This window comes from Pseudomonas sp. NPDC088890 (assembly GCF_044900155.1).
GTDB classification, from domain to species: Bacteria; Pseudomonadota; Gammaproteobacteria; order Pseudomonadales; family Pseudomonadaceae; genus Aquipseudomonas; species Aquipseudomonas urmiensis.
Map to the genome: position 1 here is coordinate 44,297 of NZ_JBJDNG010000002.1, position 14,718 is coordinate 59,014.

The following is a 14,718-nucleotide window of genomic DNA, read 5'->3' on the forward strand; positions in this document are numbered from 1 at the left end:
TCGTGGGAGCGGGCTAGCCCCACGATGGGGTCAGCCACAGACACCTTCGCAGGAACTTCATGAAACCCGCCCGATTACGCGCCGACATCCTCGCCGGCCTGACCACCTCTTTTGCCCTGGTCCCGGAATGCATCGCCTTCGCCCTGGTCGCCCATCTCAACCCGCTGATGGGCCTGTACGGCGCCTTCATCATTTGCACCTTGACGGCATTGTTCGGCGGTCGTCCCGGGATGATTTCCGGCGCTGCGGGTTCCATGGCGGTGGTGATCGTCGCCCTGGTGGTGCAGCACGGCGCCCAGTACCTGCTGGCCACGGTACTACTGGGAGGGGTACTGATGATCCTGTTCGGCGCGCTACGCTTGGGCAAGTTGGTGCGCCTGGTGCCGTATCCGGTGATGCTGGGCTTCGTCAATGGCCTGGCGATTGTCATCGCCTTGGCCCAACTTGAGCATTTCAAGAGCGGCGAGCAGTGGCTCAGTGGCTCGCCGCTGTACCTGATGATCGGTCTGGTGGCGCTGACCATGCTGGTGGTCTACGTCTTGCCGCGGCTGACCCGCGCCGTGCCGCCGGCGTTGGTGGCGATCCTCGGGGTGGGGCTGCTGGTGTACCTGCTCGATCTACCGACCCGCACCCTGGGCGATATGGCCCATATCGCGGGCGGCCTGCCCCAGCTGGCCTGGCCGGACGTGCCATGGACTCTGGAAACCCTGAAGATCATTGCTCCTTACGCGCTGCTGATGGCCATGGTCGGCCTGCTGGAGACCCTGCTGACCCTCAACCTGACCGATGAGATCACCGAAAGCCGCGGCTTTCCCGACCGTGAGTGCGTGGCCCTGGGTGCGGCCAACATGGTTTCGGGGATGTGCGGTGGCATGGGCGGCTGCGCGATGATCGGCCAGACCGTGATCAACCTCAGCTCCAACGGCCGTGGCCGGCTGAGTGGGGTGGTCGCCGGGGGCATGATCCTGCTGTTCGTGCTGTTCCTGTCGCCGCTGATCGAGCGCATCCCGCTGGCGGCGCTGGTCGGGGTGATGTTCGTGGTGGCCCAGCAGACCTTCGCCTGGGCCTCTTTGCGCGTGCTGCACAAGGTGCCGGTCAGCGATGTGTTGGCGATCATTGCGGTCACCGTGGTCACGGTGTTCACCGATCTGGCTACAGCGGTGCTGTTCGGGATCGTCATCGCGGCGGTCAACTTTGCCTGGCAGCATGCCCGTGAGCTGTATGCCGACAGCCATGACGATGGTGAAGGCGGCAAGCGTTACCAGGTGCATGGCACGTTGTTCTTTGCCTCGACCACGCCGTTTCTCAATCAGTTCGACCCGGCGGGCGATCCGCCCAGCGTGACGCTCGATTGCAAGCACCTGAGCTTTGTCGACTACTCGGCGGTGGCGGCGTTGCAGACCTTGCGCGAACGCTATGCCAAGGCCGGCAAGCACCTGCGGGTGGTGCATCTGTCGGAGCGCTGCAAGAAACTGTTGAAGCGCGCGGGCGAGCAGCACTGATGCATCGCGGGGCAAGCCCGCTCCCACGCAGCCACAGGTAGTGCGTGGGGCGGGCTTGGACCGCGATGGGTTCAGGATTCCCCGCGGTTCTTTTTCACGATCGCCTCGGCGATGTTCGCCGGCGCCTCGCCATACTTGGTGAACTCCATGGTATAGCTGGCCCGCCCCTGGGTCATCGAGCGCATCTGCGTCGAATAACCAAACATTTCACCCAGTGGCACTTCGGCGCGGATGACCTTGCCGGCCGGGGTTTCCTCGCCTTCCTGAATCATCCCGCGACGGCGGCTGAGGTCGCCAATGATGTCGCCCTGGTACTCCTCAGGCGTAACCACCTCAACCTTCATCACCGGCTCCAGCAGCACCGCGCCGCCTTTGCTGGAAAGCTGCTTGGTGGCCATCGAGGCGGCGATCTTGAAGGCCATTTCGTTGGAGTCGACATCGTGGTACGAGCCGTCGAACACGGCGGCCTTGAGGTTGATCAGCGGATAGCCGGCGAGCACGCCGTTTTGCATCTGCTCCTCGATGCCTTTCTGGATCGCCGGTATGTACTCGCGTGGAATCACCCCGCCGACCACCTCGTTGATGAACTGCAAGCCTTCCTTGCCTTCTTCTCCTGGGGCGAAGCGAATCCAGCAATGGCCATACTGGCCACGGCCACCGGACTGGCGGACGAACTTGCCTTCGATCTCGCAGGTGTTGCGAATTTTCTCGCGGTAGGCCACCTGTGGCTTGCCAATGTTGGCCTCGACGCCGAACTCGCGGCGCATGCGGTCGACGATGATGTCCAGGTGCAGCTCACCCATGCCGGAGATGATGGTCTGCGCGGTTTCTTCGTCGGTCTTGACCCGGAATGAAGGATCTTCCTGGGCCAGCTTGCTCAGGGCGATGCCCATTTTTTCTTGGTCGGCCTTGGTCTTTGGCTCCACCGCCACCGAAATCACCGGATCGGGGAAGTCCATCCGTTCGAGAATGATCGGTTTGTTGATGTCGCACAGGGTGTCGCCGGTGGTGACATCTTTCATGCCGATCAGCGCGGCGATATCGCCAGCGCAAACGTCCTTGATCTCGGCACGCTGGTTGGCATGCATCTGCACCATGCGGCCGATGCGTTCCTTCTTGCCCTTGACCGAATTGAGCACGGCATTGCCGGAGCTGAGCACGCCGGAATACACCCGGGCGAAGGTGAGGGTGCCGACGAACGGGTCGGTGGCGATCTTGAAGGCCAGCGCCGAGAACGGCTCGTTGTCGTCGGCATGACGTTCCAGATGCTTGTCTTCGTCGTCGGGGTCGGTGCCATTGATCGCCGGAATTTCGCTAGGCGCGGGCAGGTAGTCGATCACCGCGTCGAGCATCAGCGGCACGCCTTTGTTCTTGAACGAGGAGCCGAGCACTGCCGGCACGATCTGGTTAGCGATGGTGCGCTGACGCAGGCCGGCCTTGATCTGCTCGGTGCTCAGCTCTTTGCCGTTGAGGTACAGCTCCGTGAACTCGTCGTTGGCCTCGGCGGCGGCTTCGATCATGTGCGCACGCCATTCGTCGGCCAGCGGCTTGAGCTCTGCGGGGATTTCTTCCTCGCGATAGCTGGCGCCGTTGTCGGTGTCGTTCCAGTAGATGGCTTTCATCTTCACCAGGTCGATCTGGCCGATGAAGTTTTCCTCGCTGCCAATCGCCAGTTGGATCGGCACCGGATGGTGGCCCAGACGCTGGTCGATCTGTTTGACCACGCGCAGGAAGTCGGCGCCCTGGCGGTCCATCTTGTTGATGTAGGCCAGGCGCGGCACATGGTACTTGTTGGCCTGGCGCCAGACGGTCTCGGACTGCGGCTCGACCCCGTCGGCGCCACTGAATACCACCACCGCGCCATCGAGCACGCGCAACGAGCGCTCCACCTCGATGGTGAAGTCGACGTGACCGGGGGTATCGATGATGTTGAAGCGGTATTTGTTGGCGAACTGCTTGGTCGAGCCCTGCCAGAAGGCGGTGGTCGCCGCTGAGGTGATGGTGATGCCGCGCTCCTGTTCCTGGGCCATCCAGTCCATGGTCGCGGCGCCATCGTGCACCTCGCCCATCTTGTGGTTGACCCCGGTGTAGAACAGGATGCGTTCGGTGGTGGTGGTTTTGCCGGCATCGACGTGGGCGACGATGCCGATATTGCGGTACAGCTCAATGGGCGTAGTGCGGGCCATGGTCAGTCACCTGTGGGTGAATGCGCGGGGAGGGGTACTCCCAAGGTAGCAGACCGTTGACGGCCTGTTGCCCGTTGACCCGATCAAGCGAGGAGCGGTCTCAGTCAGCTTGCGCTTGCAACTGCCAGATGCCGTCGACTTCACGTGCCAGACCGCTAGCGGCCAGCAAAACCACCAGGCGTGGGTGCAGGGCGGCATCGGTGAAGCCCTTGACGCAGTTAAGGTCGAGCTCGCCGGTCAGTTTCATGTCGGTCTTGGTGTACGACAGCCAGGCCTTTTTAAGGAATTGCAGCACGTCACTGCCCGCAGTGTTGGCAAAGCGGCGGTGGGCTTGGCGGCCGTCGAACTCGAAGCTGTGTTGATGGCTGTAGCTGCTTTCGTCGCCATTGCCTTCGACGCAGCGGTGGCAGCGGCACGGGCCATCGGCAAAGGCAGTGCGCAGGTAGCTGTTGAAGTCCACTACGGGCTTGAGGGTCAGGCGTTTGTCGACCTCGAACAGGTCGGCGATCAGGGGTTCTTCGGCGCTCACTCGGTGTCCTCGTGTGGTGTGGCGTGCATCGGCGGGCACCCTAACAGATCGGCGCTTTGCAGGCCATGCGCTTGGTCTGGCGATCGATGTCGTCAGCGCCGCCTTCATCGCGGGGCAAGCCCGCTCCCACGAGGCTTGCGTATCCCACCGCTGATGAGTAGCCAGCACGCCACCGGTCGAGGCGCAGGCATTCATGAGGCTCAAGCGTGTGTCGTAGGAGGCGCAGGCTTTCACGAGGCTCAAGCGTGTGTCGTAGGAGGCGCAGGCATTCACGAGGATCAAATGTGTGATTGTGTGATGTAGGAGGCGCAAACGTGTGTCGTGGGAGCGGGCTTGTCCCGCGATAGGGGGCTAGAGACAACAGGTGACAGCTGCCGTACCCTATGCGCCCCCGGCGTGGAGCACGCCGATCCCTATCGATGAGGCAACCCGATTGAGCAAGTACCCGTATATCGCCACCGTGACCGTCAGCACCGAAGACCGCGGAGGCGACGTCGAGGCGTCGGAAAATGCCAACATCCGTGTTGGCCTTGAGGCTGTGACCGAAACCCTGAAGAAGGTGCATTTCGTCGGCGCCCTGGCAGCCCCGGAAAAGCCGGCTACCCACATCTGCGTCACCCTGGAAAACGGCCTCGTCTATTACGGCCCGATCGTCAACGGTCACGCCGAACTCGAAGGCGGCTGGATCGCCTTCGAATCCGACATGCTCACCCCTGAAGAGCTGGGCCTGTAAGCCTCAGTCCAACTGCGCCAGGCACTGCTCGAGGATATCCAGGCCCTCTTCGAGCACTGCCGGCTCGATGGTCAGCGGTGCCAGCAGGCGAATGATGTGCCGCGCCTTGCCACTGGGCATCAACAGCAGCCCCTTGGCCCGCGCCGCTTGCAGCAGCTTGGCCAGTTGCGCAGGCGCCGGGCTGCCATCGGCATTGACCAGTTCGATGCCGCGCATGGCGCCAACGCCGGTCAGGCGGCCGAGCGAAGCGCTCAACCCAGATGACTTCCAGCGTTGATAGCGGCTGACGATGGCTTGCTCCTGACGCTCGCCCCAGGTCGCCAGGTTCTCATCGCTCATCTGCGCAAGGCTGGCCAGGGCCGCCGCGCAGGCAATTGGGTTACCTGAATAGGTGCCGCCCAGCCCGCCCTTTGGCAACGCGGCCATCAGCGCCTTGCGCCCGACCACCGCACCCAACGGCATGCCGCCAGCGATGCTCTTGGCCAGCAGCAGCAAATCCGGCTCGATGCCCAGGCGTGGGAAAGCAAAGCGCTGCCCGGTGCGGCCAAAGCCCGATTGGATTTCATCGATGATGATCAAGATCCCGTGCTCGTCGCACAAGCGCCGCAGGGCTTGGGCGAAGGCCGGATCAAGCGCCAGGAAACCGCCTTCGCCCTGTACCGGTTCGAGAATGAACGCAGCCACGTCTTCGACCGCCAGCTCGACACTGAACAGCCGCTCCAGGGCTTTTAGCGCCTGCTCGCAGGTGACCCCGGTGTCGGCGCTGGGGTAGGGCAGGTGATAGACCGGCCCTGGCAAATCACCGACCCGTTGCTTGTACGGAGCGACCTTGCCATTGAGGTTGAGGGTGGCCAGGGTGCGACCGTGGAAGGCGCCGTCAAAGGCGATGATGGCGCGTTTGCCGGTGGCGCCACGGGCCACTTTCAGGGCGTTTTCCGCAGCTTCCGCGCCGCTGTTGGTGAGCATGCCGGCCAGCGGGTAGCTGACCGGCACGAACGCGCGCAATTGCTCCATCAGTTCAAGGTAGGGGCCATGCGGTGCAGCGTTGAAGGCGTAGTGGGTCAGACGCGTGGCCTGGGTCTGGATCGCCTCGACCACCGCCGGGTTGCAGTGGCCCAGGTTAAGCACACCAATACCGCCGACAAAGTCGATGTAGCGTTTACCGTCGGTATCCCAGACTTCTGCATTACGCCCATGGGAAAGTGTAATGGGGTGAACTATGGCAATCGATTGGCTGATACTTTCCAGATTCATGAGCACGCGGACCTTGTTCGAGTTTGTTGATATCCAAACGCGACTTGGGGGGTGTCGGCAAACGAATTATTCGATTGCGATCATTCCATAGATTCTGGAAGTCAGGGCCGTTCGCTTCGCGGGCAAGCCCGCTCCTACAGGTACTTCGCCGCCCCTAGAGCGACGCCGAACCTGTAGGAGCGGGCTTGCCCGCGAAAAGGCCAGAAAAGACTCAGCCATCCTCAGCCACTCCTTCCAGAATCCACTGCACAAAGGCCCGAACCTTCGGCACCTCGGCGGCATGCTCGGCATGGGCAATGAAGTGCCGGCCATTGCTCGGCACCGGATGGTCCCAGGCCACCACCAGCTTGCCTTCGCTCAGCTCTTCGGCCACCAGATAGCGTGGGATCAGCGCGATCCCGCAGCCGGCGATGGCGGCGCGAATGCACAGGTAGAAAGTGTCGAAACGCGGCCCGTGGTAGCTGTTCTGGCTGTGCAGGCCAAGCCCGAGAAACCACTCATGCCAAGCCTCTGGCCGTGAGGCGCATTGCAGCAGGCGATGTTCGGTCAGCGCCTGGGCGCTGTCAAAGCGTGAGCGCGCCAACAGCTCTGGCGCGCACACCGGCACGACTTCTTCGCTGAACAGCTCGATGCAGGTGGCGCCCGGCCAGGTGCCCTGGCCAAAGAAAAACGCGATGTCAGCCTTGGCCTGCACCAGGTCAAAGGGTTCCAGTTCATTGCGGATATCCAGGTGGATCCGTGGGTAGCGTTCGCCAAAGCCCTTGAGCCGGGGTACCAGCCAGCGCGCGCCAAAGGTTGGCTGGGTGGCGATGCGCAGCACTTCGGTTTCGTCGCCGTAGCTGAGGATGTAGCGGCTGGAGATGTCGATCTGGGTGAGGATCTTGTTCACCTCGGCCAGGTACAACGCCCCTGCCGGGGTGAGGTGCAGGCGCCGGCGAATGCGCTGGAACAGCGCGTGCGAGAGCATGTCCTCAAGCTGCGCCACCTGCTTGCTGACCGCGCTTTGGGTCAGGTGCAGCTCTTGCGCCGCGCGGGTGAAACTCAGGTGACGGGCAGCGGCCTCGAAGCATTGCAGGGCTGTGGTGGAGGGCATCAGGCGTTTGGACATGATGGGTCTATTACCGAGCGAAAAAGGAAGAAGTTCATTCCGAACCGGAATCATGTACGTCGAAAAGGTCGTTTGTTGGTCACGCCCTATAGATTAATACTGACCCGGATCAATGATGACAACCGCTTATGGCAAGAGGAGGCAAAAGGCGCATCGGCGGCATCCTCACAACAACAAGAAACGCGCGATAACGATTAATAAGAATTCTGCTCCAAGTTCAGCCGCCCGTGCGGCGGCCGACCCATTCGAGGGTTTTTCATGGCTTCGCTACAAAACAAAAAACAGCGTTCCCTGCAACACGGCTTGACCTCCCGCCAGGTGTCGATGATCTCCATCGCCGGCATCATCGGCGCTGGCCTGTTCATCGGCTCTTCCAACGCCATCGCCACCGCCGGCCCGGCGATTCTGATTTCCTACGCCATGACCGGCCTGCTGGTGCTGCTGGTGATGCGCATGCTTGGCGAAATGGCGATTGCCAACCCTAACAGCGGCTCCTTTTCCACGTACGCAACCGAGGCCATCGGCCCGTGGGCGGGCTTTACCATTGGCTGGTTGTACTGGTGGTTCTGGGTATTGATCATTCCGGTCGAGGCCATCGCTGGCGCGGACATCCTGCATGCCTACTTCCCGGGCGTGCCCTCGTGGTTGTTCGCCTTTTTGATCATGATCGTGCTGTCGTGCACCAACCTGGTCAGCGTGAAGAACTTCGGTGAATTCGAGTACTGGTTTGCCTTGATCAAGGTGATTGCCATCGTCGCCTTCATCGGCATCTGCAGCATGGCCGTCTTTGGCGTCTGGCCATTGGCCGAGCGCTCCGGGGTCAGCCAGCTGTGGGCTAACGGCGGCTTCATGCCCAACGGATTTGGCACGGTGCTGGGTGGGGTGTTGATCACCATCTTCTCGTTCTTTGGCGCTGAGATCGTCACCATCGCCGCCGATGAAACCGCCAACCCGAAAGACAAGATCCGCCGCGCCACCAACCTGGTGGTGTACCGCATTGCCATCTTCTACCTGGCGTCGATCTTCCTGGTGGTGTCGCTGGTGGCGTGGAATGACCCAGGCTTGAAAGCCGTTGGTTCATTCCAACGGGTACTGGAAGTGCTCAACGTGCCGGGGGCCAAACTGGTGGTCGACCTGGTGGTGTTGGTTGCCGTCACCAGCTGCATGAACTCAGGCCTCTACACCGCCTCGCGGATGCTCTACTCGCTGGGCTCGCGTGGCGAAGCACCGCGGATGATCAAGCGCGTTTCGGGCAATGGTGTACCGACCGTGGCGGTGCTGCTGTCGACTTTGGCAGGCTTTGCTGGTTGCCTGGTCAACTACGTGTTCCCTGGCAAGGTGTTCGGCTTCTTGCTCTCGACCACTGGCGCCATTGCCTTGCTGGTGTACCTGGTGATCGCTGTGTCGCAACTGCGCATGCGGGCCCGGGCTGATCGTGACGGCACTGAGCTGGCCTTGAAGATGTGGCTGTTCCCATGGCTGACCTGGCTGGTGATCGGCACCATCGTCATGGTGTTGGGCTATATGCTGTTCAGCGATGCCTACCGCTACGAGACGCTGATGACGGCGGGGGTTACGCTGTTCATCCTGCTCATTTCGCTGACCCGTCGGCGGCACACTGCGCCATCGTCACAAGCTGAGCTGGCCAGCAGCGAGGGCGCTTGAGCTGAGGCGCAGGGCGTAGTTGGGCTTTAGGGCTTGCAGTGAAGCTGCAGGCCTCTTCGCGGACAAGCCCGCTCCCACAGGTCCTTGTGGGAGCGGGCTTGTCTGCCAATAGCGGCTTGAGATCTAGACAGCACGGCCCGGTATAGCGCTACCATCACCCGGTAACCTTCCCATTCCAACAAGTCCAGGAAGCGTATGAACGATCCAATCCTTTCCCTCCAGGAGCGCGCAGCCCCGGACGGAGTCTGCTACGGCTGTGGTTGCTCACACCCCAGCGGGCTGCACCTGAAAAGTCATTGGGATGCCGATGGCATCCACCTGTTGTGCCGGCACTCCCCCGACAGCACCTTCCTCGGCTGGCCCGGCCTGGTCTATGGCGGACTGCTGGCGATGCTGGTCGACTGCCACTCCAATTGGACCGCCATGGCCTACCACTACCGCGCCGAAGGGCGTGAGCCCGACAGCCTGCCGCGCATCGACTGCGTCACCGGCACCCTCAGCCTGAACTACCTGAAGCCTACTCCGATGGGGGTCGAGTTGTTGCTCAAGGCACGCGTTGAAGGTGAGGTCGGGCGCAAGACGCGGGTCATCTGCGAGGTCTGGGCAGGCGAGGTACTGACAGTCACGGCCGATTCGCTGTTCGTGCGTGTCGACACCGAGAAGCTCAAGCACAAGGCCCACGGCCAAGCGTGAGACGCCAGGGTGGGGCGGCAACCGGCCGCCCGCTGGTTGTAGACCGCTCTCAGTGATGTTGAAAATTCCTACAGAGCCTGACGAAGAGTCCTATAGGGACTACGTGAGTATCGGAATAGTCTGACCGCGTTTTCACCGCAGGCTGTCCGAGATGCTCGACTCTACTGATTTATCTCTATGCACCCGCTGCCGGCTTGCCGAGCTGCAGGCTGGCGCATGGACATCTCGGCTCACTTTTCCCCCGAAGCAAACACTGCCTGATCGCGGCAATCGCCGTGTACTCGGACGTTCGCGGACGCACTAAAGGAGATGTCCCATGCGTGCCAGATTCAACCCTAAAACCCTGACTGTCGCAGGCTTGCTGCTGGTGCTCTCCGGCTGCGCCAGCGTGGTTGTACCCAACGAGCAGATCGAGCTGACGCGCAGTGCGGTCAACCGTGCTGTTTCGGCAGATGCAACCCAGTATGCACCCGTTGAAATGCGCTCTGCCCAAGACAATCTGCGTGCCATGGAAAGGGCGCTGGGTGAGAAGAAGTTCAAGGAGGTGCGCATCCTCGCCGAGCGAGCCGAATCCGATGCCCGGCTAGCCGAGACCAAGGCGCGGGCCAGCAGAACTCAAGACCAGCTGAAGGTCGCCCGCGAGGGCATCCAGGTGCTGCGCAAAGAGTTGCTGGAAGACCCGATTCTCAAATCCGCCCACTAACAGGAGCCGATCATGTCGAAATTGTACATTCTGCCTACCGTGTCGATCCTGAGCCTGCTGTTGGCCGGTTGCGGCACCACCCCAGAAAACCCCACGCTGGTGGAAGCCCGTGAAGGATTCTTGGCGCTGCAAGGTAAGCCTGAATCCAGCCGTATCGCCGCTCTGGAAACCCAGGAAGCCTCGGTGGCGCTGACCAAGGCTGAGCAGGCTTCGCTGAAAAACCGCAAAGGCGATGATGTCGAGCAGCTGTCCTATCTGGCCAATAACCGGGTCAAGGCAGCTGAAGAGACCATCAAGTTGCGCCTGGCTCAGGCCGGCATGAAAAACATCGAGGCCGAGCGCACCCAGGCGCGGCTGGATGTGCGTTCCGAGCAACTCAAGGCGGCGTTGGCCAACAACGCCCCCAAGGGTAGCAAGGAGACTGAGCGCGGCACGGTAGTGACCTTTGGTGATGTGTTGTTCGCTACCGGGCAAGCCACATTGAATCCACGCAGCCGTGACAACATCCAGGAACTGGGGCGTTACCTGCGCGATAACCCCACTCGTAGGTTGCTGGTAGAAGGCCATACCGACTCCACTGGCGGCGATGCGCTCAACCAGCGTTTGTCGGAAGCTCGCGCCGCCTCGGTGGCCAACGCCCTGCGTCGTGAGGGTATTGCCGCCAATCGAATCGTCACTGCCGGCTATGGCAAGGATTACCCGGTGGCTTCCAACGCCACCGCGCACTCCCGCCAGCTCAACCGGCGTGTTGAAGTGATCATCTCCCGCGACGACCAGGAAGTCGTGCGTCGCCGCTAAGCAGTACAAGGCGCGGCCAGTGGTCGCGCCTTTGCTTTGCCTTCTCCTGCAACGGGAGATAGTCAGCGCCCGTCGTTATGCCTAAAGTGTTCGGTCGATGCTTCCCGCTTCTGCCACCAAGGGCACCCACCATGACCGATCTGAGCGCATTCCCCATCACCCGCAAATGGCCCGCGCACCATCCCCAGCGCCTGCAGTTGTATTCCCTGGCCACGCCCAACGGCGTCAAGGTTTCGATCATGCTCGAAGAGATCGGCCTGGCCTATGAGGCACACAAGGTCAACTTCGACAGCGATGAACAGCTGAGCCCCGAGTTCATCTCCCTGAGCGCCAACAACAAGATCCCTGCCATCCTCGACCCCGACGGCCCGGGTGGTAAGCCGCTGGCGTTATTCGAGTCTGGGGCGATCTTGCAGTACCTGGCGGAAAAAACCGGGCAGTTGCTCAGCGACGACCTGGCTACTCGTTACCAGACCATTCAATGGCTGATGTTCCAGATGGGCGGCATTGGGCCGATGTTTGGCCAGGTGGGGTTCTTCCATTTCTTCGCCGGCAAGGACTTTGAAGACAAACGCCCGCGCGACCGCTACGTCAACGAGTCGCGCCGCCTGCTTGGGGTGCTCGATCGGCACCTGGCAGGGCGCCAGTGGATGGTCGATGAGTACAGTATTGCCGATATCGCCATCTTTCCCTGGGTGCGTAACCTGGTTGATCGGTATAACGCGCGGGAGCTGGTCGGGTTCGAAGAGTTCGCCGAGGTGCAGCGCGTATTGGCGGCATTCCTGGAGCGGCCAGCCGTGCAGCGCGGGCTGAAAATTCCTGGTTGAGCCTTCTGTGTCGTGTCTGTCAGAGCCTCATCGCGGGACACGTCGCAGCGGCGTGATGAGGCCCTGGCGGGCAATTTCAAAACAATTGATTCAACAACCAGTACAGACTCCCCGCCAAGATCATCGCCGCCGGCAAGGTCAGCACCCAGGCCATCATCAGATTGATCAGCGTGCGCTTCTGAATCCCTGAGCCATTGGCCACCATGGTCCCGGCCACCCCCGAGGACAGCACATGGGTGGTCGAAACCGGCAGGCCAAACATGTCCGCTGCGCCAATGGTGCACATTGCTACCACTTCGGCCGAGGCGCCTTGTGCGTAGCTCAAGTGGGTCTTGCCGATCTTCTCGCCCACCGTCACCACGATGCGCCGCCAGCCGACCATGGTGCCCAGGCCCAGGGCGATGGCCACGGCGACTTTGACCCACAGCGGAATGTAGCGGGTGGCGTCATCGAGCTGGGTCTTGAACAGTTGCAAGTGGCTGCGGGTATCGGCGTCGAAGGCCACCAGCTGATGCTTGTCGATCAGGCGGATCGCCTCGCTGGTCAGGTACATGTCATTGCGCACGTTGGCCATGGCCTCGGCCGGCACGCGGTTGAGCGAACCATAGCCTTTGACCTGGTCGCCGATCATCCCGGTCAGCGCAGCCAAGGCCGGCACCAGCTGCGGGCTGGCCTTGGGCGCGGTGATGAAGCTGGTCAGGGTCTGGCGTGGGTCCTGCGCAAGCAATTGCGGGTCGCTACGCAGCAAGGCCTGGCGGGTGACTTCGGCGACAGCAGAAAACTGCAATGCCTGTTCACTGGGCATGGTCTTGTTCAGCGCGTAGGCCATCGGCAGGGTGCCGACCAGGATCAGCATGATCAGGCCCATGCCTTTCTGGCCGTCGTTGGAGCCGTGGGCAAACGACACCCCGGTACAGGTCAGGATCAGGATCCCGCGGATCCACCACGGCGGCGGGGTCTTGCCTTGCGGCGCTTGATACAGCTCGGGGCGCTTGATCAGGATGCGCAGTGCCAGCAGCACCAACGCTGCGCAGGCAAAGCCGATCAGTGGCGAGAACAGCAAGGCATAGCCCACCTTGCTGGCCTGGCTCCAATCCACTCCGCTGGTGCCCTCGCGGCCGTGCATCAAGGCGTTGGCCACACCCACGCCGATGATCGAGCCAATCAAGGTGTGCGACGACGAAGCCGGCAGGCCCAGCCACCAGGTGCCCAGGTTCCAGATGATTGCCGCCAGCAGCAGGGCGAAGACCATGGCAAAGCCTGCGCCGGAGCCCACCTGCAAAATCAGCTCGACCGGCAGCAGGGCAATGATGCCGAACGCCACCGCGCCACTGGAGAGCAACACGCCAAGGAAGTTGCACAGCCCCGACCAGACCACAGCCACCGGCGCCGGTAGCGAGTGGGTGTAGATCACCGTGGCCACCGCATTGGCAGTGTCATGGAAACCGTTTACGAACTCGAAGCCCAGGGCGATCAAAAGGGCCAGGCCCAGTAACAGAAAAGGCGTGACCGTGGTCACCACTGTGCCGCTGGCGCTGACGTCCTGCTTCAGGCTCCAGGCGGTATACGCCAGACCCGCCAGCAGCAGGCCGATAAACAAGCTGAGGGTGGCGCGCCCCGGTTTGTGTGACAGCTGCGGGCGCGAATCGTGGTGGCTCAGGTCGGGTTGGCTGGCCAGTGACGGGGTTGCCATGATGGCTCCGATTGACGTCGGGCAAGGTTGCCGAAGGCCTTCAGCATAGAAACAATTCGTTACCAGGACGTGACCTCGGTCAATGAACGCCCTAGGCTGATAGGCAAAGAATGTCGCAGGAGAGGGCAATGATTCGCTGCAAACGGGTCTACGACGCGCTCGAGCCCAGTGACGGCCAGCGGGTGCTGGTTGACCGCCTGTGGCCGCGCAACACGCGCAAGGACGAGGTGCATGCACTGTGGCTGCGCGAGATCGCGCCGTCGGCTGCCTTGCGCAAGGCGTTCCACCAAGGCGAGGTGGATTTTGCCGGCTTCAGCCAGCGCTACCAGCAGGAGCTGGCCGCGCATCCCGAGCATTGGTATCCGCTGCTGGACCTGGCCGCCAAGGGCAACCTGACCTTGCTGTATGCCGGCAAGGACACCCAGCACAACAACGCCCAGGTGTTGGCAGCCTGGCTGGAAGATGAGCTGGAGCGCCGGGGGCCGGGCAGTTCGCCGGTGTGCTATGCCCCTTGAACTGATCCGCGCCAGTGACCAGTACCGCAACTTCGCCCGCGACCTTACCCGGCGGGCGATGCTGCCTTATTACCGCGAGTTCGACTTGCTGTGGATCGAAGAGGCCTTCGATGAAGCCTGGGGCTGGCGCGAACAGTGGCTGGTGGTCGAAGGGCCGCAGGTGCTGGGTTTTTGCAGCTTGAGCCAGGACCGGCAGGCGTTGTTCATTCGCGAGCTGCATCTGCTGCCTGAACAGCGTGGACGCGGGGTCGGCAGTTGGGTGTTGGAGCAATTGGCGCAGTGGGCGGGCGAGCGGCGGCTGCCGCTGGTGCGCCTGATGGTATTCAAGAGCAACCCGGCGCGGCAGCTGTATCTGCGTCACGGTTTTGTCGAGATGGGCGAGGACGAGTGTTTCGTGCGTATGCAGCGGACGGTTGGCTGATGGCGGGGGCAGTGCTGGCCTCTTCGCGGGGCAAGCCCGCTCCCACGAGGTCCGCGTCCATCGTGTGGGAGCGGCGGTGCGCCGCTGCGAT

The 14,718-nt window shown here is 62.2% G+C and carries 14 protein-coding genes; 9 read left to right on the forward strand and 5 right to left on the reverse strand.

The genetic code is table 11. From position 1 onward, the window contains the following. Positions 1 to 59 precede the first annotated feature (59 nt). Entirely contained in the window at positions 60 to 1,502 is a 1,443-nt protein-coding gene (locus tag ACI2JX_RS05065; protein WP_264235858.1) for a SulP family inorganic anion transporter, read from the forward strand. A gap of 71 nt (positions 1,503 to 1,573) precedes the next feature. Here the strand turns inward: ACI2JX_RS05065 and fusA are convergent, their stop codons facing one another. Together fusA and ACI2JX_RS05075 are read right to left on the reverse strand one after the other, a co-directional pair. After that, positions 1,574 to 3,688, reverse strand: coding sequence for an elongation factor G (gene fusA, locus ACI2JX_RS05070; RefSeq protein WP_404689540.1), 2,115 nt, complete (start codon positions 3,686 to 3,688; stop codon positions 1,574 to 1,576). 100 nt (positions 3,689 to 3,788) lie between these two features. Next, positions 3,789 to 4,217 (reverse strand): hypothetical protein, encoded by a 429-nt coding sequence (locus ACI2JX_RS05075; RefSeq protein ID WP_404689541.1) that lies wholly within the window; start codon positions 4,215 to 4,217, stop codon positions 3,789 to 3,791. Positions 4,218 to 4,650: 433 nt separating this feature from the next. On the opposite strand from ACI2JX_RS05075, the gene ACI2JX_RS05080 reads away from it, so the two are divergent. Further along, complete coding sequence (locus tag ACI2JX_RS05080) at positions 4,651 to 4,950, forward strand: hypothetical protein (protein ID WP_186557184.1); 300 nt, start codon at positions 4,651 to 4,653, stop codon at positions 4,948 to 4,950. A gap of 3 nt (positions 4,951 to 4,953) precedes the next feature. Here the strand turns inward: ACI2JX_RS05080 and ACI2JX_RS05085 are convergent, their stop codons facing one another. Both ACI2JX_RS05085 and gcvA read right to left on the reverse strand, forming a co-directional pair. Further along, positions 4,954 to 6,204, reverse strand: coding sequence for an aspartate aminotransferase family protein (locus ACI2JX_RS05085; protein WP_368972008.1), 1,251 nt, complete (start codon positions 6,202 to 6,204; stop codon positions 4,954 to 4,956). 211 nt (positions 6,205 to 6,415) lie between these two features. Continuing rightward, positions 6,416 to 7,312 (reverse strand): transcriptional regulator GcvA, encoded by an 897-nt coding sequence (gcvA, locus tag ACI2JX_RS05090; RefSeq protein ID WP_186557142.1) that lies wholly within the window; start codon positions 7,310 to 7,312, stop codon positions 6,416 to 6,418. Positions 7,313 to 7,570: 258 nt separating this feature from the next. Between gcvA and ACI2JX_RS05095 the strand changes: the two genes are divergently transcribed. The 5 genes from ACI2JX_RS05095 (at position 7,571) to ACI2JX_RS05115 (ending at position 11,998) form a co-directional block, all read left to right on the forward strand. Beyond that, the gene (locus ACI2JX_RS05095) at positions 7,571 to 8,977 is read left to right on the forward strand and encodes an amino acid permease (RefSeq protein ID WP_264235862.1); all 1,407 of its coding nucleotides are present in this window, start codon (positions 7,571 to 7,573) and stop codon (positions 8,975 to 8,977) included. Between the two features lie 195 nt (positions 8,978 to 9,172). Then, positions 9,173 to 9,670, forward strand: coding sequence for a PaaI family thioesterase (locus ACI2JX_RS05100; RefSeq protein ID WP_186557140.1), 498 nt, complete (start codon positions 9,173 to 9,175; stop codon positions 9,668 to 9,670). 316 nt (positions 9,671 to 9,986) lie between these two features. Continuing rightward, entirely contained in the window at positions 9,987 to 10,373 is a 387-nt protein-coding gene (locus ACI2JX_RS05105) for a DUF4398 domain-containing protein (RefSeq protein WP_264235864.1), read from the forward strand. Positions 10,374 to 10,385: 12 nt separating this feature from the next. Continuing rightward, positions 10,386 to 11,171: an OmpA family protein gene (locus ACI2JX_RS05110; RefSeq protein ID WP_368972005.1), complete on the forward strand. Its 786-nt coding sequence runs from the start codon at positions 10,386 to 10,388 to the stop codon at positions 11,169 to 11,171. A 131-nt stretch (positions 11,172 to 11,302) separates the two neighbouring features. Beyond that, entirely contained in the window at positions 11,303 to 11,998 is a 696-nt protein-coding gene (locus tag ACI2JX_RS05115; RefSeq protein WP_264235867.1) for a glutathione S-transferase N-terminal domain-containing protein, read from the forward strand. Between the two features lie 76 nt (positions 11,999 to 12,074). Here ACI2JX_RS05115 and ACI2JX_RS05120 read toward each other — a convergent pair whose 3' ends face one another. After that, positions 12,075 to 13,691 carry an inorganic phosphate transporter gene (locus ACI2JX_RS05120; RefSeq protein WP_264235868.1) on the reverse strand — a complete coding sequence of 539 codons (1,617 nt, stop codon included), beginning with the start codon at positions 13,689 to 13,691 and terminating at the stop codon, positions 12,075 to 12,077. 128 nt (positions 13,692 to 13,819) lie between these two features. Here ACI2JX_RS05120 and ACI2JX_RS05125 point away from each other — a divergent pair, with 128 nt between their 5' ends. Then, positions 13,820 to 14,206 (forward strand): DUF488 domain-containing protein, encoded by a 387-nt coding sequence (locus ACI2JX_RS05125; RefSeq protein ID WP_404689542.1) that lies wholly within the window; start codon positions 13,820 to 13,822, stop codon positions 14,204 to 14,206. Continuing rightward, the gene (locus tag ACI2JX_RS05130; RefSeq protein WP_404689543.1) at positions 14,196 to 14,627 is read left to right on the forward strand and encodes a GNAT family N-acetyltransferase; all 432 of its coding nucleotides are present in this window, start codon (positions 14,196 to 14,198) and stop codon (positions 14,625 to 14,627) included. The genes ACI2JX_RS05125 and ACI2JX_RS05130 overlap by 11 nt, the downstream gene beginning before the upstream one ends. The last annotated feature ends 91 nt before the right edge of the window (positions 14,628 to 14,718 follow it).